The organism is Pseudomonas wadenswilerensis (assembly GCF_024749185.1).
In the GTDB taxonomy this organism is placed as follows: Bacteria; Pseudomonadota; Gammaproteobacteria; order Pseudomonadales; family Pseudomonadaceae; genus Aquipseudomonas; species Aquipseudomonas wadenswilerensis.
This window is the reverse complement of record NZ_CP087191.1, coordinates 2,809,206-2,829,627: the sequence shown is the minus strand read 5'-3', so window position 1 is coordinate 2,829,627 and position 20,422 is coordinate 2,809,206. Positions and strand designations below refer to the sequence as shown.

19 protein-coding genes are annotated in these 20,422 nt (G+C 62.8%); 5 read left to right on the top strand and 14 right to left on the bottom strand.

Features of this window, described 5'->3' with window-relative positions; translation table 11 throughout:
- Positions 1-33 precede the first annotated feature (33 nt).
- Together LOY45_RS12985 and LOY45_RS12980 are read left to right on the top strand one after the other, a co-directional pair.
- The gene (locus LOY45_RS12985; RefSeq protein ID WP_115089540.1) at positions 34-495 is read left to right on the top strand and encodes a GNAT family N-acetyltransferase; all 462 of its coding nucleotides are present in this window, start codon (positions 34-36) and stop codon (positions 493-495) included.
- Positions 488-1,111 (top strand): FMN-dependent NADH-azoreductase, encoded by a 624-nt coding sequence (locus LOY45_RS12980; protein WP_115089539.1) that lies wholly within the window; start codon positions 488-490, stop codon positions 1,109-1,111. Before LOY45_RS12985 ends, LOY45_RS12980 begins: the two co-directional genes overlap by 8 nt.
- Positions 1,112-1,140: 29 nt before the next feature.
- On the opposite strand, the gene LOY45_RS12975 is transcribed toward LOY45_RS12980, so the two are convergent.
- From LOY45_RS12975 to LOY45_RS12930, 10 genes are all read right to left on the bottom strand, one after another.
- Positions 1,141-1,584, bottom strand: a complete 444-nt coding sequence (locus LOY45_RS12975) for a hypothetical protein (protein ID WP_115089538.1) — start codon at positions 1,582-1,584, stop codon at positions 1,141-1,143.
- A 75-nt stretch (positions 1,585-1,659) separates the two neighbouring features.
- The gene (locus LOY45_RS12970; RefSeq protein ID WP_115089537.1) at positions 1,660-2,346 is read right to left on the bottom strand and encodes a hypothetical protein; all 687 of its coding nucleotides are present in this window, start codon (positions 2,344-2,346) and stop codon (positions 1,660-1,662) included.
- A gap of 178 nt (positions 2,347-2,524) precedes the next feature.
- Positions 2,525-3,241 (bottom strand): aspartate/glutamate racemase family protein, encoded by a 717-nt coding sequence (locus LOY45_RS12965; RefSeq protein WP_115089536.1) that lies wholly within the window; start codon positions 3,239-3,241, stop codon positions 2,525-2,527.
- Positions 3,238-4,443 (bottom strand): DUF917 domain-containing protein, encoded by a 1,206-nt coding sequence (locus LOY45_RS12960; protein WP_258579249.1) that lies wholly within the window; start codon positions 4,441-4,443, stop codon positions 3,238-3,240. Before LOY45_RS12960 ends, LOY45_RS12965 begins: the two co-directional genes overlap by 4 nt.
- A 45-nt stretch (positions 4,444-4,488) precedes the next feature.
- Positions 4,489-6,747: a sigma 54-interacting transcriptional regulator gene (locus LOY45_RS12955; protein WP_258579248.1), complete on the bottom strand. Its 2,259-nt coding sequence runs from the start codon at positions 6,745-6,747 to the stop codon at positions 4,489-4,491.
- A 132-nt stretch (positions 6,748-6,879) separates the two neighbouring features.
- Positions 6,880-7,197: a DUF2388 domain-containing protein gene (locus tag LOY45_RS12950; RefSeq protein WP_115089533.1), complete on the bottom strand. Its 318-nt coding sequence runs from the start codon at positions 7,195-7,197 to the stop codon at positions 6,880-6,882.
- A 69-nt stretch (positions 7,198-7,266) separates the two neighbouring features.
- Positions 7,267-8,013: a hypothetical protein gene (locus tag LOY45_RS12945; RefSeq protein WP_115089532.1), complete on the bottom strand. Its 747-nt coding sequence runs from the start codon at positions 8,011-8,013 to the stop codon at positions 7,267-7,269.
- Positions 8,014-8,115: 102 nt separating this feature from the next.
- A complete protein-coding gene (gene cydB, locus LOY45_RS12940; protein ID WP_115089531.1) occupies positions 8,116-9,132 on the bottom strand; it encodes a cytochrome d ubiquinol oxidase subunit II in 1,017 nt (338 codons plus the stop codon).
- Between the two features lie 14 nt (positions 9,133-9,146).
- Entirely contained in the window at positions 9,147-10,523 is a 1,377-nt protein-coding gene (locus LOY45_RS12935; RefSeq protein ID WP_115089530.1) for a cytochrome ubiquinol oxidase subunit I, read from the bottom strand.
- 99 nt (positions 10,524-10,622) lie between these two features.
- Positions 10,623-12,947: an FdhF/YdeP family oxidoreductase gene (locus tag LOY45_RS12930; protein WP_258579247.1), complete on the bottom strand. Its 2,325-nt coding sequence runs from the start codon at positions 12,945-12,947 to the stop codon at positions 10,623-10,625.
- Positions 12,948-13,289: 342 nt separating this feature from the next.
- On the opposite strand from LOY45_RS12930, the gene moaA reads away from it, so the two are divergent.
- Together moaA and LOY45_RS12920 are read left to right on the top strand one after the other, a co-directional pair.
- Entirely contained in the window at positions 13,290-14,294 is a 1,005-nt protein-coding gene (gene moaA / locus LOY45_RS12925; protein ID WP_115089528.1) for a GTP 3',8-cyclase MoaA, read from the top strand.
- A gap of 4 nt (positions 14,295-14,298) precedes the next feature.
- Positions 14,299-15,198 (top strand): bestrophin family protein, encoded by a 900-nt coding sequence (locus LOY45_RS12920; RefSeq protein WP_233674408.1) that lies wholly within the window; start codon positions 14,299-14,301, stop codon positions 15,196-15,198.
- 405 nt (positions 15,199-15,603) lie between these two features.
- Here LOY45_RS12920 and LOY45_RS12915 read toward each other — a convergent pair.
- Both LOY45_RS12915 and moaB read right to left on the bottom strand, forming a co-directional pair.
- Positions 15,604-16,805 (bottom strand): IS3 family transposase gene (locus tag LOY45_RS12915; RefSeq protein ID WP_233674886.1). Its coding sequence is split into 2 segments (ribosomal slippage): positions 15,604-16,499 and positions 16,499-16,805, totalling 1,203 coding nucleotides; the frame shifts between segments, so codons are not numbered across the junction.
- Positions 16,806-17,240: 435 nt separating this feature from the next.
- Positions 17,241-17,780: a molybdenum cofactor biosynthesis protein B gene (gene moaB / locus LOY45_RS12910; protein WP_115086588.1), complete on the bottom strand. Its 540-nt coding sequence runs from the start codon at positions 17,778-17,780 to the stop codon at positions 17,241-17,243.
- A gap of 213 nt (positions 17,781-17,993) precedes the next feature.
- On the opposite strand from moaB, the gene LOY45_RS12905 reads away from it, so the two are divergent.
- Positions 17,994-18,893, top strand: a complete 900-nt coding sequence (locus LOY45_RS12905; protein ID WP_258579246.1) for a LysR family transcriptional regulator — start codon at positions 17,994-17,996, stop codon at positions 18,891-18,893.
- Positions 18,894-18,896: 3 nt separating this feature from the next.
- On the opposite strand, the gene LOY45_RS12900 is transcribed toward LOY45_RS12905, so the two are convergent.
- Together LOY45_RS12900 and LOY45_RS12895 are read right to left on the bottom strand one after the other, a co-directional pair.
- On the bottom strand, positions 18,897-19,850 hold the full coding sequence (locus LOY45_RS12900; RefSeq protein ID WP_134062626.1) for a Dyp-type peroxidase: 954 nt from the start codon (positions 19,848-19,850) through the stop codon (positions 18,897-18,899).
- Positions 19,851-19,899: 49 nt separating this feature from the next.
- Positions 19,900-20,349, bottom strand: a complete 450-nt coding sequence (locus LOY45_RS12895) for a YMGG-like glycine zipper-containing protein (protein ID WP_258579245.1) — start codon at positions 20,347-20,349, stop codon at positions 19,900-19,902.
- Positions 20,350-20,422 lie beyond the last annotated feature (73 nt).

The window sequence follows — 20,422 nt, the reverse complement described above, 5'->3', positions numbered from 1 at the left end:
AAGTAACGCCTCAACTTGATCAGGGAGATACCCGTGGGCAAACAGGCAACCATCCGGTTTCTGCAAGACGGCGCCGAACAGCACGCCGCATTCGAGCTCATGCGCGAGCTTCGGCCGCACCTGATTGACGCCGACGCGTTTGCTCAGCAAGTCAGGCGGCAAGCGCAGCAGGGCTACAGGCTGCTTGGGGCTTTTTACGGCGAGCAGCTCATTGGGCTGGCCGGTGTGCGCCACAGCGAAAATCTGCTCTATGGGCGCTTTACCTATGTCGACGATCTGGTGGTAGCCCCCGAACTGCGTGGCCTTCGTGTGGGCGCAGCGTTGCTCGATGCGGCGCGCGCAGAAGGCCTGCGCTGCGGCCATGCGCACCTGGTGCTGGATACCGGATTACACATGCCATTGGCCCAGCGCTTCTATTATCGCGAGGGACTGCTGGGCAAAGGCATGCATTTCGTTCAGGCATTGCCAGCCACCGAGCCACAGCGCCATGGATAACGTGCTGCTGATCAATGCCAGCACGCGCGGCAGCGCCTCGATTGGCTTGCGCCTTGCCAGTGAACTGCTCGACTGCATCAGGCAACGCCACGCCCAGGCCACGGTAACCCTGCGTGATCTGGCAGCAGAGCCATTGGCACCCCTGAGCGCCGGTTATGCGACTGCGCTGACCCGGCTGACGCCGGCACACGACCCGGTATTCGCCAGTTCCGAAGCACTTGTTGGCGAACTGGAGCGTTGCGACTTACTGCTGATCGCAACCCCCATGCACAATTTCACCGTACCGGCAGTGCTCAAGCTCTGGATCGATCATGTGTTGCGGATCAACCGTACCTTCATTGCCGGCCCTGACGGCAAGGTCGGCCTGCTGGTGGATCGGCCGGTTTACGTGATCGTCAGTTCAGGTGGTTTTCATCGGGGGGCACGGGCTCGCCAGCCGGATTTTCTGAGCGCCTACCTGCGTCACGTGCTCGGTACACTCGGCCTGCAGAATGTGCACTTCGTCTACCTGGAAGGCCTGGCCATCAATGAGCAAGCGGTGCTTGCTGCCACTACTCAGGCCAGGCTTCAACTTGCAGGACATCCGTTGTTCGGCGATTTGGTCACGCCTGCCTGAGCCCTGCGTGACCTGTAACCAACAGGCCTTTAGTGCTGGGTAGGACCTTCGCGCCGGCGCACCGTCATCAGCCATTGGCCGGCCTGCCAGGTGGCGCCGACAGCGACCAGCCCGGCCACCGCCCGCCAGTCGCGGAAAAACAGCCGCAGGGCGTTGATCGTCGGCGGTGCATCGCTACTGCGGATAAACAGCCGGATCCGTGATGGCCGGCTGTTCGGCTCGACCGCCGCCAGCTCGGCGACACTGGGGTTGAGCGCTTCCTGAATTATCAGGTACTGGTTCTGGCGCTGCTCCACGCGGGCTTTCACCCCTTCTTTCTTCAGGCTGTCGAGCAGCCCGCGGGCCACTTCGGCGGCCTGCTGGTCGACCGTTGCGACAAATTTCTGCAGCTCCGTTGGCTTGACGTCCGCACCGCTGCTGAAAGCCAGCGGGCCGTCCTGGGTCAGGGCTTGGGACTTCACAGCTTCATTCATGATCAGCTCCTTGCAAAAAGGGCAAACCGCACCCCGGATGTGCCGCGCACGGGCGCAGCACACCGAGGGCAAGGCTTAGGCGGACTCGAGCAGTTCGCCGGTACGTTCCTTCTGAATACCACGCAGGCGCTTGGTCACCTCGTAAGACACCGAAGACGCCTGCGAATAGGTAATGCTCAAGCGGATGTTGGCACCGTCCATCCGCGCGGTGACGGTGGCGCAGTTCAATCCGGACGGGAACACCAGTTTCAGTGGGCCGACCACCACGTTGCTGCTGATCACTTCACCGAGCACCAGTTTATTGAACAAGCCGACGTAATAGGTCGGAGTGACCTGGAACTGCGCGGTGCCGCCGCCGACGACATCGGGCTTGTACACCGAACCCTGGCCGCTCATACCAATGCCCAGGTTGGCCAACTGGTTGGAGGCGTTACGGATCTGAATCGAGTCCGGCGAGGTGGATCCGCTGCCCAGACGCAGTTGCTGCACGTTGTTTTCGAACACGCAATCCCACACCGAACCCAGGCTGGCTTCCAGGGTCTGGCTGGCCTTGTACACACCAATCCCGCCGATCTGTTTGTAGTTGGCGATGGTCACGTTGTAGTCAACCGACCATTCCACGCCACTTTCACCCATCTGCGGTACGGTGGTCTGCTTCCAGGAAACACTCGCCAGGCCGATCGAGCCTGGCAGTTCCTGATACACCCCCATGGTCCAGGTTTCGCTGGTGTTGTTATTGAAGTCCACGTAGTAATTGGGCATGACACTCTCCATTGTCGTGTTGGGTACGGGCAGTTCGTCTGCCACGCAAGGAGAGAAGAGCAGCATCTGTGCCAAGTCGCTAATGACCGTAAAATCAATGACTTGGCAAAACACAACGAAAAATGGTTGGCCGTTTTCGTCCATTGCGTCCCCGTGGCCGGGGACGCAATCGGCCACCTCAGCCCAGGCTCGCCTTGCTGTAGCACAAACGGCTCGGGCGCAAGCCCATGCGCACCAGCGACAGCAGGAAACTGAAGCCGCACTGGTTGGGGTCCAGTACCGGTACATAGCAGCCCAGGTCCTGCTCAAGCAGGCGCGACAGCCGTTCGGCGACGCCCATGAAACCGGTGCAACCCAGCAGCAGCGCCTGCGCGCCGTCCTCGCGGACTGCCGCCAGGCCAGCCTCCAGTGCCTTGACCAGGACCACATCGACATCGCTCAAACTCGCCACCGGGCAGTCGATGGCACGAATCGAGGCAAAGTTGCTGCTCTGGCCGTAGTTGGCCACATGACCACGCTGCAGGGCCAGGGTGCTCTGCAGGATGGTGATGATGGAGAACCGCTGGCAGAGCCCCAGCGCGGTGAACGCCGAGGTGGGAAAGCCGCCGATGATAGGGATGTCGATGACTTCCCTGGCCGCCTCTACCCCACACATGTCAAAGTCGCTGAGCCAGATACCGTCGTAGCCCTCCTGCTCCAGGCGCCGGGCCAGCGCTACCACTGCCGGGGTATTTTCACTGAGGTTCAAACGGTTTTCGATACAGGGGCTGCCCTGGTCGAGGTTGAACACCTGGACGCTTACGTCCGCCGGCACTACCGGGGCGATGGAGGCCATCAGGGCCGTGTTGTAGGCACTGCTGTTGACCGGCGCAAGCATGGCGATACGCAGGCTCATGAGCGGAGCTCCTGCAATTGCCCGACGCTGCGATAGGGGCCGGGGTAGCCCAGGCCGGCGAGCAATTGCTGGAAGCTCCAGAGGATCAGCCCCCCAGGTACCCGCAGCGGCGCCTCGGCCTGCCAGCCGAGCAGGCAGACAGGCCGACCGCTGTAGGGCCCGACGAGGGCACCGTCATTGCCGACCAGGTCGCCGTTGGAGGCCACCTGCGGGCCAGGGCCGGAGCCCGGGATGAACCAGCTGATGCTGTCCGGGGCCATGGCCAGCGGTTGCGCTTGCTGTTTGTCCCACAACAGCAGGGACTCGTTCTCGTAGCACAGGCGCAGGCTGGCATCGGCGCTTTGCAGGTCGATGGTGCCGACATCAAAGCCGCCCATGGTGTTGGCCCCGGCATGGTCGATGCGCGCCGGCCCGCACAGCACCCGGGCCTGGATGCCGCAGCGGTTGGCGAGGAATGCCAGCAGTGCCTCGGTGCTGCCCAGCTCACCGGCGTGCAAGGCCCGGCCCAGGGCCAGTGCACGGCTGAGCGTGGCGCGAATCGGCAATGCCCGGTGCAGTTGCTCAGGGCTCATGACCCACAACGCCAAGCCACCGAACTCGCCAAATGCCGGCGAAGCGACGATCGGCCGCAGCATTTGCTCGGCGATTACGCTGGCATCATTGTTGTAATCTGCAGCGTCGACGGGTGGGGTCACGTTCAGCTCCACCTCAAGGCCGTTGTGGCTGACCACGAAGGCCGGCCGTGGCGGCACCTGAGCGGCGGCGAAGGTCAGCATCGGCAACGATGGCACTGCCCGTCCGGCACCGTCGGCATCGACCACCGCCAGGCCAAGCCGCGCAGCCGCCAGGCACGCCACCAGAAAACCCACGGCACCGCTCTCTGGCGGCACCACATAAGCCAGTCTGCGACCTTCGCTGGCCAGGCGCCGGGCAAGACTCTGCAAGGCCTGGACCGGTCCAAGGGGGTAGCGGCAACCGGCGATGGCTTCGGGCGCCCCCATGTAGGCCAATACGCCAGCGTCGCCCTCCTCTACCTCTTCCACGCTGACCACGCTGACCCGGGTGGCGGGATAAAAATCACCGACCTGGAAATGCTCCAGCAAGTGCAGGGCCGAGGTGCGCGTGCCGCCCCCACCACTGCCGAAAAAACAGCCGCCATCGATCAACGCACGCATATCCTTATGTTCCAGCTCGAAAGCCATGGTCTTGCTCCTGGTGTTGTCTGTGGGTGAATTGCCGTAGAGGTGTCAGCGCCGCAGCCGTGCCAGCCAGTCACTAGCTTCCTGCGCCGGGGGGTAGCCGCAATCCGCCTCGATGCCGCGCAAGGCCCGCTCCAGCACCTGGGCGGCCTGTTCCGGGCGACCGTCGCGCTGCAACAGGCGGGTCAGCTCCAGGCCGGTGCGCAGGCGCGCCGGGACGTTGCCGAGGGTCAGGGCGGTGGACAATGTGTTGCGCAGGGCGCTTTCGGCTTCATCCTGCTCGCCGGCGGCCAGCAATCCGCGGCCCTTGAGCAGCATCAGCTCGCACAGGTAGGCGCGCTCCTGATGGTCCTGGGCAAGGTCCAGGGCGCTGTTGACCAGGGCCAGTGCTTCACGTACCCGTCCGGCCAGCAGCAACACTTCTGCGCGCTTCCAGGCCTGGAAGCCGTGGAACAACTGCCCGCCGTTGCGCAGGACATGGTGGTGGTAGCCGTCGGCTATGGCGCGCTCACCCTCATCGTAGAAGCCTTCCAGCCCCTGGTGATAACCGCGCAGGATCTGCCCGACGCCCTGATAGAACGAAAACTCGTGACATGCCGATAGCTGCTCCAGCTCCCGCGCCAGGGCGCCCAGGTCGGGTTGCAGGCCCAGCAGCGCCGCCAGCCAGGCAGCGCCCTGCAGGGCCACGGCGCGGTTGAAGGCGTTGGCATCGGTCTGCCCGGCCCGGGCGGTGAGCTGGGCCTGGGCGTGGCGGGCTTGAGCGAAGCGGCCCAACTCGAAGGCGGCCAGCCCCTCGAAGGTAATCGCCAGGCCAATGAGGTCCAGGCCCTGGGTCTGGGGCCAGTCCGGCTGGTATTCGCTGAGCAGCTCACCACGGTTCAGGCAGGCCAGGCTTTCCTCGAAATCGCCGAGCCAGAACAAGGTATTGGCCATCGCCACATGCGCCTCGATGCGCAGGGCACTGAGCCCGGCCAGTTGCGCCCGCTGCAGCATGTCCTGGGCGGTGGCCCGCGCCTTGCCCAGATCCAGGCTCATCAACTGGGTGGTCCAGACACCGAACTGCACCGACGACAGCTCGTCTGAAGTACCCTGTTCCGCAGCGAGGGCCAAGGCGCTACGGTAGCTGGCCTGGCTGGTATCGCTGAGCCAACCCTCGATGCTGCGAAAACTCACGCCCAGCAAGCGGTGCAGTTCGAACTGCAGGCGCCACAGGTCCTTGCATTCGAAGACTTCACCTGCAACCTGCAAGCCTTTCTGCAGTACCGGCAAGGCGCCACGGAAGTCGGCGTCTTCGATCAGCAGGCGCCCCTGGGCAAGGTAGCGTTCTACCGCCAGGCGCTTGTCGGCCCGCAACTTCTGGCGCCGCTCGATTACCTTGCGGTTGACCCCAAGCAACTGCGCGGCCGCACTTTTGTTGCCCTTGCAACGTTGCAGCGCATGTTCCACCAGCAGGTTCTCGGTTGCTGCCAACTTGTCACCGCCATCCAGTTGCAGCAGCGCTTCGGCGAGGTTCGCCCATTTCTGCGGCGAGTGCTGCGCCGGCTCGAGGAAAGCCTGCAGGGCGGCACAGTCGATCAGCGGGCTCTGGGCCAGGGCGCCGATACGGTCGATGAGGTTACGCAGCTCGCGGACATTGCCAGGCCAGTCCCGTTGGCACAGCAGCGCCGTCGCCCGGGCGTCGAACGTCAGCGGGCGTGGCTGCAGGCTGCAGAAGTACTGGATCAGGCCGGGAATATCTTCGCGCCGGGCGTCCAGGCCTGGCAGCTCAAGCTCGAACACGGCAAGGCGATAGTAAAGGTCCTCGCGAAAGCGTTCTTCATGCACCAGCGTCTTGAGGTCACGGTGCGTGGCAGCGATGACCCGCCCGGCGAAGTGGCGGTTCTCGCTACTGCCCAGCGGCCGGTACTGACGGGTTTCCAGTACCCTCAGCAACTTCGGTTGCAGGGTCAGTGGCAACTCACCCACTTCGTCAAGAAACAGGGTGCCTGCACCGGCCATCTGCAAATGCCCGGCCCGCTCACCCACCGCCCCGGTAAAGGCCCCTCGAGCATGACCGAACAGCTCGGCTTCGAGCAGGTACTCCGGAATTGCCCCGCAGTTGAGGTCGATGAACGGCTTGCCAGGCGCACCAAGACAATGCAGTTGCTGGGCGATGACTTCCTTGCCGGCCCCGGTGGGGCCGCAGATCAGCACCGGACGGTCGCTTGCCGCTACCCGCTCCATCAGTGCGTGCAATGCCTGCATGGCCCGCGAAGGCCCCATTACGCCATTGCTTGCGGCGCCCTGCTCCCTGCTGGATGCCCCCATCGGAATCCTTCCTGAAGTGGTATTGGCAGGGGTAGAGGTATAGCAGAAGCGCAGTAGCAGGTGGCCATTATGCGGGGGATTTAGACGTGCGGCGACCGTCAGGCCTATCGCGATCGACCGCAGCAGTCGCCGTTACTGCCCGGCGCCAAACTCATCCTGGAGCAAAATCGCCCGGGCCAACTCTTCATCGCTGGCGTTGAGGTCCGGATTCTGCGCGCGGATGCTCTGCAGCATCGACTCCAGGTAAACCCCACGGATTGCACCGCCGCTGGCGATGAACGACGAGGCATCGTCCCGCGCCGGAATGATCCGTTTGTCATCCTTGAAGGTCGAGTACAGCGACGCGGATACCCCGGCCGAGGTGGCGACATCACCGGCGTCGACTTTGGCCAGGGCCGAGCCGAAGGGCAGACAGAACACAAGCGAGGAAACGAGCAGTAAACGGCGCATGATGATGCCTCCGGATAAAGAGTGCCTACATCAACTAGGATTGCCATAAGTCACCCTGAGTTCCCTGCCCTACTGCACCGGCAGGAAATTCATCAGCAACAGGCTCTGCGCATAATTGAGGCCAATGCGCCGGTAGCGCTCGTCGAGCATCTGCGCCAGCAGGTCCAGGCGCGCGACGATCTTGCCGAACTCCACGGCAAAGCTCAGGTTGCTGCCCTCCTCCGATATCTCGTTGGAAAACAACAGCAGCACGCCATTGGCGTCCTGGCGCTGGCTGAGCAGCCAGGTGGCCTTTTCGATGTTGCGCGCGGCGTTGCTGACGAACTGCGGGTCGATGGTATCGGTCATGAAGAATTCGCTGCGCCCGCCATGGGCGGTGACCAGCATGCTGCCGATGGCATAAATGAAGGCGCCGACCCGGTCGCCGCGAAACTCCGGGCTCAGGGCATAGCTGAGCGCTGCCAGGTCGCGGCGCTCGCCCAGTTGCGGCAAGGGTTGGCGTTGCTCGATGGCCTGGCGGATCTGCCGCTCGGCGGTGGTGGCGTCGACATAGCCGGACAGGCGCCACTGGTTGGGGTTGCGCAGGTACAACTTGTTCATCAGCAGGTACAGGCTGCGCAGGTTGTCGCGCATCGACAGCGTGGCCATGCGGTCGACGCTGGTCTGGAACAGTTCCTGGGGGCGGCCTTCGCTGAACTGGCTGGCGATGTCGCGGCCCTGTTGCTGGGTGCAGGCGCTGAGGCTGGCAAGCAAGGCGCCCGCCATCAATGGCAGGCGCACGTTTCGCAGTAAACGGACGAGGAACGGATCAACCATCGGCACCGGGTCGGAAATCTCTGGCGGTGCTGGGGATCAGCGCCGCCTGGCCATGAATAGAGCCGACAAATCCGAAAAAGTGCGATGACGGGCGATATTGCCTCAGTGGTAGGCGTCGCCGACTTTCACTTTGCCGCGGAACACGTGGTAGCTCCAGAAGGTGTAGACCAGGATCACCGGGATGATGAACAGCGCGCCGATCAGGGCAAACAGCTGGCTGGACGGCGGCGAAGCGGCCTGCCAGAGGCTGATGCCGGGCGGCACGATGTTCGGCCAGATGCTGATGGCCAGGCCCAGGTAACCGAGGAACACCAGCCCCGCCACGCCGATGAACGGCAGGTGCGAATGGCGTTTGCGCAGGGCCTTCTGGATCATCACCACCGCACCGACGGCCAGCACAGCAAGCAGCAGCGAACGCATCCAGTGGCTACCGGCCAGCCAGCGCTGGGCGATATCAGCGTGAATCCAGGCGGTCCAGGCGCAAATCAGTACAATCACCAGGGCCAGCAGGTAGGTCAGCGGTCGGCTGTAATGGCGCATGCGCGACTCAAGCATGCCCTCGGTCTTGATCAGCAGCCAGGTGCTGCCGAGCAAGGCATAGGTCAGCAGCAAGCCGACGCCGCACAGCAGCGGGAACGGCGCCAGCCAGTCGAGGGCGCCGCCGGCGAACTGGCGGTCAACCACCGGAATACCGGAGATATAGGTACCGATCGCCACGCCCTGGAAGAAGGTGGCGACGATCGAACCGCCAATGAACGCCTTGTCCCACACATGACGCCGGTGCGCCTCGGCCTTGAAGCGGAACTCGAACGCCACGCCGCGAAAGATCAGCCCGGCCAGCACCAGCACCAGCGGCAGGTACAGCGCTTCGAGGATCACCGCATAAGCCAGCGGAAAGGCGCCATACAGCGCCGCGCCGCCGAGGATCAGCCAGGTTTCGTTGCCATCCCACACCGGCGCCACGGTGTTCATCATCACATCACGCTCGCGGGAGTCCTCGATCAGCGCAAAGAGGATGCCCAGGCCCAGGTCGAAGCCATCCATGATCACGTACATCATCAGCCCGAAGGCGATGATCACGCCCCAGATGATCGACAGGTCGATGCCTTGAATTGCCATGTTCAAATCCTCTCTCAATCAGCCGCAGACAGCGGTCTGCGCGCGGTGGCGTCATCGGTGTGCCGTGCATCGGCGGCGTTCGGGCCCTTGCGCACCAGGCGCATCATGTAGCCGATGCCGACGGTGAATACCGAGAAGTAAATGACCACGAACAACGCCAGGGTCACGCTCATCTGCAAGGCACCATGGTTCGAGGCGGCCTGGGTGGTGCGCAGCAAGCCGTAGACTACCCAGGGCTGGCGGCCGATCTCGGTGGTGAACCAGCCGGCCAGCAAGGCGATCAACCCGGAGGGGCCCATCAGCAAGGCCAGCCACAAAAAGGCCTTGTTGCGGTACAGCGCGCCGTTGCGGCGCAGTACCAGGGCGGCCAGGGCACACAGCAGCATCAACATGCCCAGCCCGGCCATGACCCGGAAACTCCAGAAGATGATGGTCGAGTTGGGCCGGTCTTCCTTGGCAAAGCTCTTGAGCGCCGGGATCTGCTTGTCCAGGCTGTGGGTCAGGATCAGGCTGCCCAGGTACGGCACTTCGAGGCTGTAGCGGGTGGTTTCGGCCTGCATGTCCGGCAGGCCGAACAACACCAGCGGCGATGGCTCACCGGGCTTGTTGTCCCAGTGGCCCTCGATGGCGGCGATCTTCGCCGGCTGGTGCTCCAGGGTGTTCAGGCCATGGGCATCGCCGACCGCGATCTGCACGGGCGTGGCCACCAGGATCATCCACATGGCCATCGATAGCATCTTGCGGATTTGCGGCGTGTCGTTGCCCCGCAGCAAGTGCCAGGCCGCCGAGGCACCGACGAAGAACGCGGTGGAGAGAAACGCCGCCAGCGCCATGTGCATCAATCGGTAGGGGAACGACGGGTTGAAGACGATCTTGAACCAGTCCACCGGCGCCACGCGGCCGTCGACGATCTCGATGCCTTGCGGGGTCTGCATCCAGCTGTTGGACGAGAGGATCCAGAACATCGAGATCAGCGTGCCGATCGCCACCATGATCGTGGCAAAAAAGTGCAGGCGCCGCCCTACCCGGTCCCAGCCAAACAGCATCACCCCCAGGAAACCGGCTTCGAGGAAGAACGCGGTGAGTACCTCGTAAGTGAGCAAGGGCCCGGTGATGCTCCCGGCAAAGTCGGAGAACCTCGCCCAGTTGGTGCCGAACTCATAGGCCATGACCAGGCCGGAGACCACGCCCATGCCGAAGTTGACCGCGAACAGCTTGGACCAGAAGTGATAGAGGTCCTTGTAGACCTGATTGTGGGTTTTCAGCCAGCAACCTTCGAGCACGGCCAGAAAGCTGGCCAGGCCGATAGTGATCGCCGGAAAGATGATGTGAAACGAGACCGTGAAGGCGAACTGAATCCGCGCCAGATCCAACGCATCCAGATTGAACATGACAGTATCCCGAGAAACCGCTGGCCCACCTGCGGCCGCCGGTAAATGGCGGCTGCAGGCTCCAGGGTTTCAGTCAGTAGGTGGAAGTCGAGTGAAGTGTCAGATGTGCGCTGATGGAATCAGGTTGTCTGCACTGGCTTTCTCGAGTTTGATCGCGATGAACTTCGAGGTCGGGGTAAAGGTGCGATCGCCATAGCTTTCCAGCGGCACCAGCGGGTTGGTTTCCGGGTAGTAGGCCGCCGCCTGTCCTGGCGGGATGTCGTAGGCCACCAGGGTAAACCCGCTGACCCGGCGCTCGCGGCCGTCTTCCCAGAGCGAGACCATGTCGACTTTTTCGTTGGGCTCGAAGCCCAGGCGGCGGATGTCCTGCTCGTTGACGAAGACCACGTCGCGCAGGCCGAACACCCCACGGTAGCGGTCATCGAGGCCGTACAGGGTGGTGTTGTACTGATCGTGCGAACGCAGGGTCTGCAGGATCAGGTCCGGGGTGTCGCCACGGGCCAGCACCTCTTCGTTGACCAGTTGCGCCGGCAGCACGCTCGCGGTGAACTGCGCCTTGCCGCTTTGCGTCAGCCATTCGCGCTGCGAGGCGGTGTTGCCCAGGTGGAAGCCGCCGGGGTGCTGCAGGCGCGCGTTGAAGTCGGCAAAGCCGGGGATGACGTCGGCAATCAGGTCGCGGATGCGGCTGTAGTCGGCCACGGTCCACTCCCAGTCGATCGGCCGGTCACCGAGGGTGGCCTTGGCGATGCCGGCGACGATCGACGGCTCCGAACGCAGCAGCGCCGAGCAGGGTTTGAGCTGGCCATGGGAGATATGCACCATGCTGAAGGTGTCTTCGACGGTGATGCCTTGCGGCCCTTCGGCCTGCACATCGATTTCGGTACGGCCCAGGCACGGCAGAATCAGCGCATCCCGGCCAGTCACCAGGTGCGAGCGGTTGAGCTTGGTGGCGATGTGCGCGGTCAGCTCGCAGTTGCGCAGGGCATCGTGGGTGCGCGGGGTATCCGGGGTGGCCTGGGCGAAGTTGCCGCCCAGGGCGATGAACACCTTGGCGCGCTGCTCTTCCATGGCCTGGATCGCCAGCACCGCGTTGTGTCCGTGCAGGCGCGGGGCCTTGAAGGCGAAGCGCGCTTCCAGGGCATCGAGCAGGCGTGCCGGCGGCTGCTCGTCGATGCCCATGGTGCGGTCACCTTGCACATTACTGTGGCCACGCACCGGCGACAGCCCGGCACCCGGTTTGCCGACGTTGCCGCGCAGCAGTTGCAGGTTGATGATTTCCTGCACGGTCGGCACCGAGTGACGGTGCTGGGTCACGCCCATGGCCCAGCACATGATCACCCGCTCGGCGCGGCGATACATGCGCGCGGCCAGCTCCAGCTCGGCCAGGTTCAGGCCCGACTGCTCGACGATGTGCGCCCAAAGGGTGGCATCGACTTCGGCCAGGTAGGCCTCCAGCCCCGAGGTGTGCTCGGCGATGAAGGCATGGTCGAACACCGCGGGCTCGCCCTTGGCCTGGGCTTCGCGTTCCCATTGCAGGAGGAACTTGGCGATGCCGCGCATCACCGCCATATCGCCGCCCAGGGCCGGGCGGAAGTACGCGGTGTTGGTCGGTTCCGAGCCGTTGCTGAGCATCTCGAACGGGTGTTGCGGGTGCTGGAAACGCTCCAGGCCACGCTCCTTGAGCGGGTTCAGGCAGATCACCTGGGCACCGCGTTTGACCGCCTCGCGCAGCGGTTCGAGCATGCGCGGGTGGTTGGTGCCAGGGTTCTGGCCGATGACGAAGATTGCGTCGGCGTGCTCCAGGTCGTCGAACACCACGGTGCCCTTGCCGACCCCGAGGGTTTCCGACATGCCGACGCCGCTGGCCTCATGGCACATGTTCGAGCAGTCAGGAAAGTTGTTGGTGCCATAGGCGCGCACGAACAACTGGTAGAGAAATGCCGCCTCGTTGCTGGCCCGGCCCGAGGTGTAGAACTCGGCCTGGTCGGGGGATTCGAGGCTGTTGAGGTGCTTGGCGATCAGCGCGAAGGCGTCTTCCCAGCTGGTTTCGACGTAGTGATCGGTGGCGGCGTCGTAGCGCATCGGGTGGGTCAGGCGGCCCTGGTACTCAAGCCAGTAGTCGCTCTGCCGGGCCAGCTCGGTGACGCTGTAGCGGGCAAAGAAATCCGGATCGACCAGGCGCCCGGTGGACTCCCAGTTGACCGCCTTGGCACCGTTCTCGCAGAACTTGACCATGCCGCTTTCCGGCGACTCGCCCCAGGCACAGCCCGGGCAGTCGAAACCGCCGTTCTGGTTGGTCTTGAGCATCACCCGCAGGTTCTTGAAGGCGTTTTCACTGCCCAGCCAGCTCTTGGTCACGCTCTTCAGCGCGCCCCAACCGGCGGCGGGGGCGTCATAGTTTTTTATATGTTCATCTTGGCTCATCGGGGCTTCCTCGCTTGGCACGCAGGACAACTTTAACGTTTCGCCATCTAACAACTTGATAGTTACATCGCAGTTAATGGCGAACTTCGTTTTCTACCCTTTCAGGCTATTGAGCGTGGACTTTTGCGTCTAATCAAAAGAAATGACGAACCGATCAAAACCCTCTATCACCGCGCCGAAAGCCCCTGAATACGGGCCTCTAAAGCCACCGATAGATGAACCTTATCACGTGGTCATTATTAGTGATTTGACCGACTTGCATGGGCTATTTACCCTCAACAACTATCAAAGGTTTATTCTCCAAACAGCATCTCTGCCGCGATATAAGAGGCCCTGCCCATCATGAGTGCAAACGGCAAACAACTGGTCGACGGCTACAGTCGGAAAATCGATTACCTGCGCATGTCGGTCACCGATCGCTGCGACTTTCGCTGCGTCTATTGCATGGCCGAAGACATGCAGTTCCTGCCGCGCCAGCGCATCCTCACCCTTGAAGAGCTGTATCAGCTTGCTGAACGCTTTGTCGCCATGGGCACCCGCAAGATCCGCCTGACCGGCGGCGAGCCGCTGGTGCGCGCGGGCATCGTCGAGCTGTGCGCCCGGGTTGCCGCCCTGCCTGGCCTGCGCGAGCTGTGCATGACCAGCAATGGCTCGCAGCTCACCCGCCTGGCCCAGCCGCTGTTCGATGCCGGCCTGTCGCGCCTGAACATCAGCCTCGACAGCCTCGATGCCCAGCGCTTCAAGGCCCTGACCCGTACCGGCGACCTGGCCCAGGTGATTGCCGGCATCGATGCCGCCCATGCCGCAGGCTTTCGCCGCACCAAGCTCAATTGCGTGGTGCTCAAGGGCCGCAACGATGATGAAGTGGTCGACCTGGTGCGCTTTGCCATCGACCGCCAACTGGACATCTCGTTTATCGAAGAAATGCCCTTGGGCGTGATCAGCGAGCACCAGCGCAGCGAGTCCTATTGCTCAAGCGACGAGGTGCGTGCGCGTATCGCCGAGCACTTCACCCTGCTCGAATCGGCCGAATCGACCCAGGGCCCGTCGCGTTACTGGCGCCTGGCCGAAGCACCGGACATCCGTATCGGCTTCATTTCGCCCCACAGCCACAATTTCTGCGGCACCTGCAACCGTGTGCGGCTGACCGTCGAAGGGCGGCTGCTGTTGTGCCTGGGCAATGAACATTCCGCCGACCTCAAGCAGGTGCTGCGTGCCCACCCGGGTGACACTGAACGCCTGGACAAGGCCATCCGCCAGGCCATGACCCTCAAACCTTACAGCCACACCTTCGATATCAACGGTGAGGTGCAGATCCTGCGCTTCATGAACATGACTGGCGGCTAGCCCGATGATCGTCCATCCCAAACCCAACCTGCTCAACGTCCTGGTTTCCCTCAAAGGCTCGATCGCCAAACGCATTGCCCGGCGCAGCGTGATGGTCACCGCCCTGGCATCGCTGATCGTGCTGGTGGAGAACCTGCATCCGGCGTTCTTCGCCAAGGTCAACGCCACACCCTTCACCCTGCTGGGTATTTCCCTGTCGATCTTCATGAGCTTTCGCAACAACGCCTGCTACGACCGCTGGTGGGAGGGGCGCAAGGCCTGGGGGCAGATGATCATCGAGGTACGCTCGTTCATTCGCGAGAGCGTGGTGATTGCCGACCGCAAGACCCGCGATAGCTTGTTGCTGGCGCTGTGTGGCTATGCCCATGCGCTCAATGCCAGGTTGCGTGGCGAAGATGAGCTGCAAGCGGCGCAACCCTGGGTGGCAGAGTCTTCGAACTTGCCGCTGCACAACATCAGCGACGGGATCCTGCAAAGCATCGGCAAGCGCTGTTCGCAACTGGCCGAGCAACAGCAGATCAGCGAATGGCGTTACCTCAACCTGGAGCAGCGATTGCGCGGGTTGTCGGAGGCGCAGGCGGTGTGCGAGCGGATCAAGACCACACCGCTGCCCTTCCCTTACACCCTGCTGCTGCACCGCACCATCTACATCTTCTGCATCCTGCTGCCGTTCGCCATGGCCGAGCCGCTGGGCTGGCTGGCACCGATCTTCACCTTGATCGTCAGCTACACCTTCTTCGGCCTGGATGCGATCAGCGACGAGCTCGAGGACCCGTTTGGCCGCGACGAGAACGATCTGCCAACCGATGCCATGGTGCGTACGCTGGAGCGCGAGCTGCTGGGTGCGACCGGGTGCAAGGACCTGCCGCCGCCGCTGTTGCCGGTGGATTTTGTCTTGAGCTGAAGCGCCCCATCGCGGGGTCGGCGCAATACCTGTGCTAGCTGGCTTGCCAGCGATGGGGCCACTGAAACCAGCACATCAGCTGTGGGTTGAGTTACGACCGCTTCGCGCTCGATCGCCGGCAAGACCGGCTCCCACAAGGTCGGCGCAAGACCTGTGGGAGCTGGCTTGCCAGCGATGAGGCCACTGAAACCAGCACATCAGCTGTGGGTTGAGTTACGACCGCTTCGCGCTCGATCGCCGGCAAGACCGGCTCCCACAAGGTCGGCGCAATACCTGTGGGAGCTGGCTTGCCAGCGATGGGGCCACTGAAACCAGCACATCAGCTGTGGGTTGAGTTACGACCGCTTCGCGCTCGATCGCCGGCAAGACTGAACTGGTCAACAGATTTTGGACACCGGTTTAGGTTCATGCCGCAACCTTGAGCTTTTTCTCCATGGCTACCGGGGTTTCATAGCCGTTGTAGCTGTGGAGACGCTTAAGGTTGTAACGCATCAGATAAGCCTGGATGTCTAACTGTGCTTGCGCTTCGGTTTCGTAACCCTCTGCTGGCATCCACTCAGACTTCAATGCACCGAAGAAGCGCTCCATGACGGCGTTATCCCAGCACTGGCCTCGGTGACTCATGCTCTGTTCCAGACCGTACTCCTCAAGAGCAGCCCTGAATTTATGGCTGGTGTACTGACAACCCTGATCCGAGTGGAACATCACTCCAGCCGGTCTACCTCTAGATTCGGCCGCCATTCGTAGCGCCTCGCAGGCAAGCCGGGCATCGGCGATCATTGAGAAAGCCCAGCCCACCACTCGGCGAGCATACAAGTCGATCACAGCCGCCAAGTACAGCCAACGCTTGCCTACCTGGATGTAGGTGACATCGCCGCACCACACCTGGTTGACCGTCGAGACGTTGAAGTTTCGCTTGAGCTGGTTACTCGCGATCAATGCTTCTGTGCCCGATGATCGGTAACGATGCGGCCTGCGTTGCTTGCATTGCAGACCGGCTTCCTTCATCAGCATACGTACCTTGTATCGCCCGGCTTTATGGCCAGCACGACGCAATTCCCGAACCAGCGTTCGCGACCCAGCAGAGCTACGAGAGGCCTTGAAAAGGCTGACCATCGTTGAACGCAGATCCTCTCTGACCGGATCCTTTCGTCCTTGGCGTTTTCGCCATGCGTAGAAACTGCTGCGCCGAACTCCAAGGACGCGACAGCAGTCGAAAACACCAAATTGCTCACTCAGTTCGTTGATCAGCGAGAACGATCCTTGGAGTCCCGAAGCAGGAGAGCACTGGCCTTTTTTAGGATTTCGATATCCCGGTCCTTTTGCCGGACTAGCGCTTCCAGCTCCTGGATTCGCTGCTGCTCTGGAGTGATGGCCTTGGCGCCGACTGGTGTTTGACCTTCTCGTTCCTGGCGCAGTTGCTCGACCCAGCGACGAAGTGCGGTCCGCCCTAGACCAAGGCTCTCGCAGACATCAGGGACTGACTCACCATCGTCCAGCACCATCTCGGCAGCTTTGATTTTGAATTCGTTCGAGTAAGATTTTCGCACTGATTTTGCCTCCAATTGGGCGCCATAATAGCGCCCGACGAAGGTGTCCAAAATCATTAGGCCAGTTCAAGACCGGCTCCCACAAGGTCGGCGCAATACCTGTGGGAGCTGGCTTGCCAGCGATGAGGCCACTGAAACCAGCACATCAGCTGTGGGTTGAGCTACGACCGCTTCGCGCTCGATCGCCGGCAAGACCGGCTCCCACAAGGTCGGCGCAATACCTGTGGGAGCTGGCTTGCCAGCGATGGGGCCACTGAAACCAGCACATCAGCTGTGGGTTGAGTTACGACCGCTTCGCGCTCGATCGCCGGCAAGACCGGCTCCCACAAGGTCGGCGCAATACCTGTGGGAGCTGGCTTGCCAGCGATGAGGCCACTGAAACCAGCACATCAGCTGTGGGTTGAGCTACGACCGCTTCGCGCTCGATCGCCGGCAAGACCGGCTCCCACAAGGTCGGCGCAATACCTGTGGGAGCGGTGCCCCGCGATTAGTTCACTGGCGCGATTCGCACAGCTTGCCAGGCTTGAGGTGGGCAACGAAGTTGCAAGGCCGATGGCGGGCATCCAGTTGTTCGGCGAGGATGCCTTCCCAGGCGGTGCGACAGGCGCCGGTGGAGCCGGGCAGGCAGCACACCAGGGTGCCATTGGCCAGGCCCGCCAGGGCGCGGGTCTGTACGGTGGAGGTGCCGATGTCGAGGATCGACAAGGCGCGGAACAGCTCGCCAAAACCGTCGATGTGCTTGTCGAACAAACAGGCCACCGCCTCCGGGGTACTGTCGCGGCCGGTAAAGCCGGTACCGCCGGTGATCAGCACCACCTGCACGTCGTCTTCGGCAATCCAGCCCGCCACCTGGGCGCGAATCTTGTACAGGTCATCTTTGAGCAACACCCGATCAACCAACCGATGACCCATCTCCACCGCGCGGCTGGCGAGCAGTTCGCCAGAGGTGTCGTTGTCAAAGCTGCGGGTGTCACTGACGGTCAGCACGGCGATATTCAGCGGCACAAAGGCCGCGTCCAGTTTGATACTCATGCAAAGCCCCTTGGCAGCAGTCAGGAAGTTGCGGGCAACGCTAGAACTAAACACCGACAGCGTCCAATCGATAGATCCGACCGGCTTATCGAGTGGGTCTATCGTCTACTGATCAAGCGCCTCTATCACCCGGTCACTAATGCTCATTGGACGGGCCTGGCCCTTTGCTTTACCGTTTTCCCACCCGCCCCCACTGACTTGCCAGGCTGTGCCATGGATATCAAACAACTCAAGTTTCTCCTCGCCCTGGACCAGACCCGCCACTTCGGCCAGGCCGCGGCGCTGTGCCATATCACCCAGCCGACGTTGTCGATGCGTCTGCGCAACCTGGAAGACGAACTGAACCTGGTGCTGGTAACCCGTGGCCAGCGTTTTGAGGGCTTCACTGAGGCCGGCGAGCGCATCCTGGCCTGGGCCCGCACCTTGCTTGCCGCCTATGACGGCTTGCAGGCCGAAGCCGCCAGTTGCCGCGGGCAGATCGTCGGCAGCCTGCGCCTGGGCATGGTGCCGCTGTCGAGCTTCAACCCCATGCAGTTTCTCCAGCCCCTGGCCCAGCGCTATCCGGAGCTGCAGTTCCAGCTGTCATCCTTGAGCTCGGAGCAGATCACCGATGGCCTGAGCCGCAACCAGCTGGACCTGGGTATCTGCTACCTGGACCAGATCAACAGCGCCTATTTCGACGTGATCGAACTGGGCACCACGCGCATGGGCCTGTTGTACGACGTGCGTCATTTCCAGTTCGAGCAGGCTGAACTCCCCTGGGAAGCGGTCAGCGAAGTGCCCCTGGGGCTGTTGAGCAAGGGCATGCATTATCGCCAGTCGGTCGACCTGAGCTTTCGCAGCCGCGGCCTGCAGCCCCATGCGGTGCTGGAAAGCGATTCCAGCTACCAGTTGATCCAGGCCGCCTGCGCCGGCATGTGCTGCGCGATCATGCCGCTGGATTACGGCCTGGAAGGCTTGAGCGAGCACCTGCGCATCGTGCCGATCAGTGCTGCCAGCGTGCATGCCCCCATCGGCTTGCTGCTGCGGCGTACCGAGCCGCGTTCGGCAATCGCGGAGAAGTGCTTTGCCGAGGTCAAATCACTGCTCGACAGCGAATTGCAACCGGCGTAGGCACTAGTCTGGTGTCCGCTCGGCCAGGTCTTCGAGCAGCTCGGCCGAGGGCACGAAGAACAGCCCGCCGGTGACCGCCGTGCTGAAATCCAGCAGGCGGTCATAGTTGCCGACCGGACGGCCGACGAACATGTTCTCGAGCATCAGTTCGATCGGTGCCGGCGAACGTGCATAGCCGATGAAGTAAGTACCGAACTCACCCGCGCCGGGGCGGCCGAACGGCATGTTGTCCCGCAGGATCTTCAGCTCTTCGCCGTCCGCGCCGGTGATGGTGGTCAGGGCGCTGTGGGAGTTGCTGGGCTTGACCTCGTCACCGAGCTCGATGTCCGACAGCTTGGTGCGGCCGATGACCCGCTCCTGCGCCTCCACCGGCAGCGCGTTCCAGGCGGTCATGTTGTGCAGGTACTTTTGCACCAGCACATAGCTGCCGCCACTGAAGGCCGGGTCTTCATCACCGATCAGGGTGAACTTGGGTACCTGGCGACCGACCGGGTTCTCGGTGCCATCGACGAAGCCGACGATGCTGCGCATGTCGAAATAGCGAAAGCCCTGCACTTCATCCACCACCTTGACCGCATCGCCCAAGGCCGTCATCAGCTGGGTGGCCAGTTCAAAGCACAGGTCCATCTGGTCGGCGCGGATGTGCAGGAGGATGTCGCCGGGGGTGGCCGGTGCGCGGCGCCCTTCTACGCCAAACTCACGGAACGGGTGCAAGGCCGCTGGCCGCGGCCCGCCGAACAGCTGGTCCCAGGCACTGGCGGCAAAACCGCACACGCACGACAGGTTGCCCGCCGGCACGCGCTTACCGACCGAGCGGGTCAGGCCGGCGATATCGGCGCACCATTCGCGCACGGTGTGCAGCGCGTCACGGCCGGGCGCCAGGGTGGCGACCATGAAAATCGCGCTGCTGGTGATCGGGCTGCACACCGCTTGGGGTTCAGGAATATCGTTGTTCATGGCTGCCTGCACACGGATCAAAGCCAGCAGACTAGCAGATCAACGGCGCCTATGGCGTGACCTGGTACCCCCTGTTCTGCAGGCAACTGGTGTAGGCCGAGGCGCTGGTTGCCTCGCTGGTGCGCCGGTCCTCGCGGCGTTCCTGACGCTGCCGGGCGCCGCCGACCACCGCACCGGCAGCGGCGGTTTCACCGGCACGGTTCTGCCGGTATTGCTGTTTGACATCGTCGTCGACCCGGTCGTACACCTCATCGTGCTGACGACCCCGCACCTCAGCGCCTGCAGCTCCGGCGGCAGCGCCCACGGCCGCGCCGCGTACCCGGCCACCGACATGGGGCTGGCTGGTCGTGGAGCTGGCGGCGACGTTATGGCAATCGTTGATATCGGTCTGTACCTGCTGGGCGCTCTGGCCCTTCATCGGCACCACGGTTTCGGCCCAGCCCTGGGCACACACAGCCGACAAAGCCAGGCACAGGCCAATGGATGGCAACCTGTTCATGATGGACTCCGGAATCAGACAGTAGAAACAGTGTAGCTGGCAACTTGTGGGAGCGGGCTTGACCCGCGATGGG

Excerpts from the sequence above, each read along its gene's own strand:
- LOY45_RS12975 (WP_115089538.1), bottom strand. The coding sequence starts at position 1,584 with ATGAATGAAGCTGTGAAGTCCCAAGCCCTGACCCAGGACGGCCCGCTG.
- moaB (WP_115086588.1), bottom strand. The coding sequence starts at position 17,780 with ATGAGTATCAAACTGGACGCGGCCTTTGTGCCGCTGAATATCGCCGTG.
- moaA (WP_115089528.1), top strand. The coding sequence starts at position 13,290 with ATGAGTGCAAACGGCAAACAACTGGTCGACGGCTACAGTCGGAAAATC.
- LOY45_RS12905 (WP_258579246.1), top strand. The coding sequence starts at position 17,994 with ATGGATATCAAACAACTCAAGTTTCTCCTCGCCCTGGACCAGACCCGC.
- LOY45_RS12945 (WP_115089532.1), bottom strand. The coding sequence starts at position 8,013 with ATGGTTGATCCGTTCCTCGTCCGTTTACTGCGAAACGTGCGCCTGCCA.
- LOY45_RS12920 (WP_233674408.1), top strand. The coding sequence starts at position 14,299 with ATGATCGTCCATCCCAAACCCAACCTGCTCAACGTCCTGGTTTCCCTC.
- LOY45_RS12980 (WP_115089539.1), top strand. The coding sequence starts at position 488 with ATGGATAACGTGCTGCTGATCAATGCCAGCACGCGCGGCAGCGCCTCG.
- LOY45_RS12970 (WP_115089537.1), bottom strand. The coding sequence starts at position 2,346 with ATGCCCAATTACTACGTGGACTTCAATAACAACACCAGCGAAACCTGG.
- LOY45_RS12965 (WP_115089536.1), bottom strand. The coding sequence starts at position 3,241 with ATGAGCCTGCGTATCGCCATGCTTGCGCCGGTCAACAGCAGTGCCTAC.
- LOY45_RS12895 (WP_258579245.1), bottom strand. The coding sequence starts at position 20,349 with ATGAACAGGTTGCCATCCATTGGCCTGTGCCTGGCTTTGTCGGCTGTG.
- LOY45_RS12935 (WP_115089530.1), bottom strand. The coding sequence starts at position 10,523 with ATGTTCAATCTGGATGCGTTGGATCTGGCGCGGATTCAGTTCGCCTTC.
- LOY45_RS12900 (WP_134062626.1), bottom strand. The coding sequence starts at position 19,850 with ATGAACAACGATATTCCTGAACCCCAAGCGGTGTGCAGCCCGATCACC.
- LOY45_RS12960 (WP_258579249.1), bottom strand. The coding sequence starts at position 4,443 with ATGGCTTTCGAGCTGGAACATAAGGATATGCGTGCGTTGATCGATGGC.
- cydB (WP_115089531.1), bottom strand. The coding sequence starts at position 9,132 with ATGGCAATTCAAGGCATCGACCTGTCGATCATCTGGGGCGTGATCATC.
- LOY45_RS12950 (WP_115089533.1), bottom strand. The coding sequence starts at position 7,197 with ATGCGCCGTTTACTGCTCGTTTCCTCGCTTGTGTTCTGTCTGCCCTTC.
- LOY45_RS12955 (WP_258579248.1), bottom strand. The coding sequence starts at position 6,747 with ATGGGGGCATCCAGCAGGGAGCAGGGCGCCGCAAGCAATGGCGTAATG.
- LOY45_RS12930 (WP_258579247.1), bottom strand. The coding sequence starts at position 12,947 with ATGAGCCAAGATGAACATATAAAAAACTATGACGCCCCCGCCGCCGGT.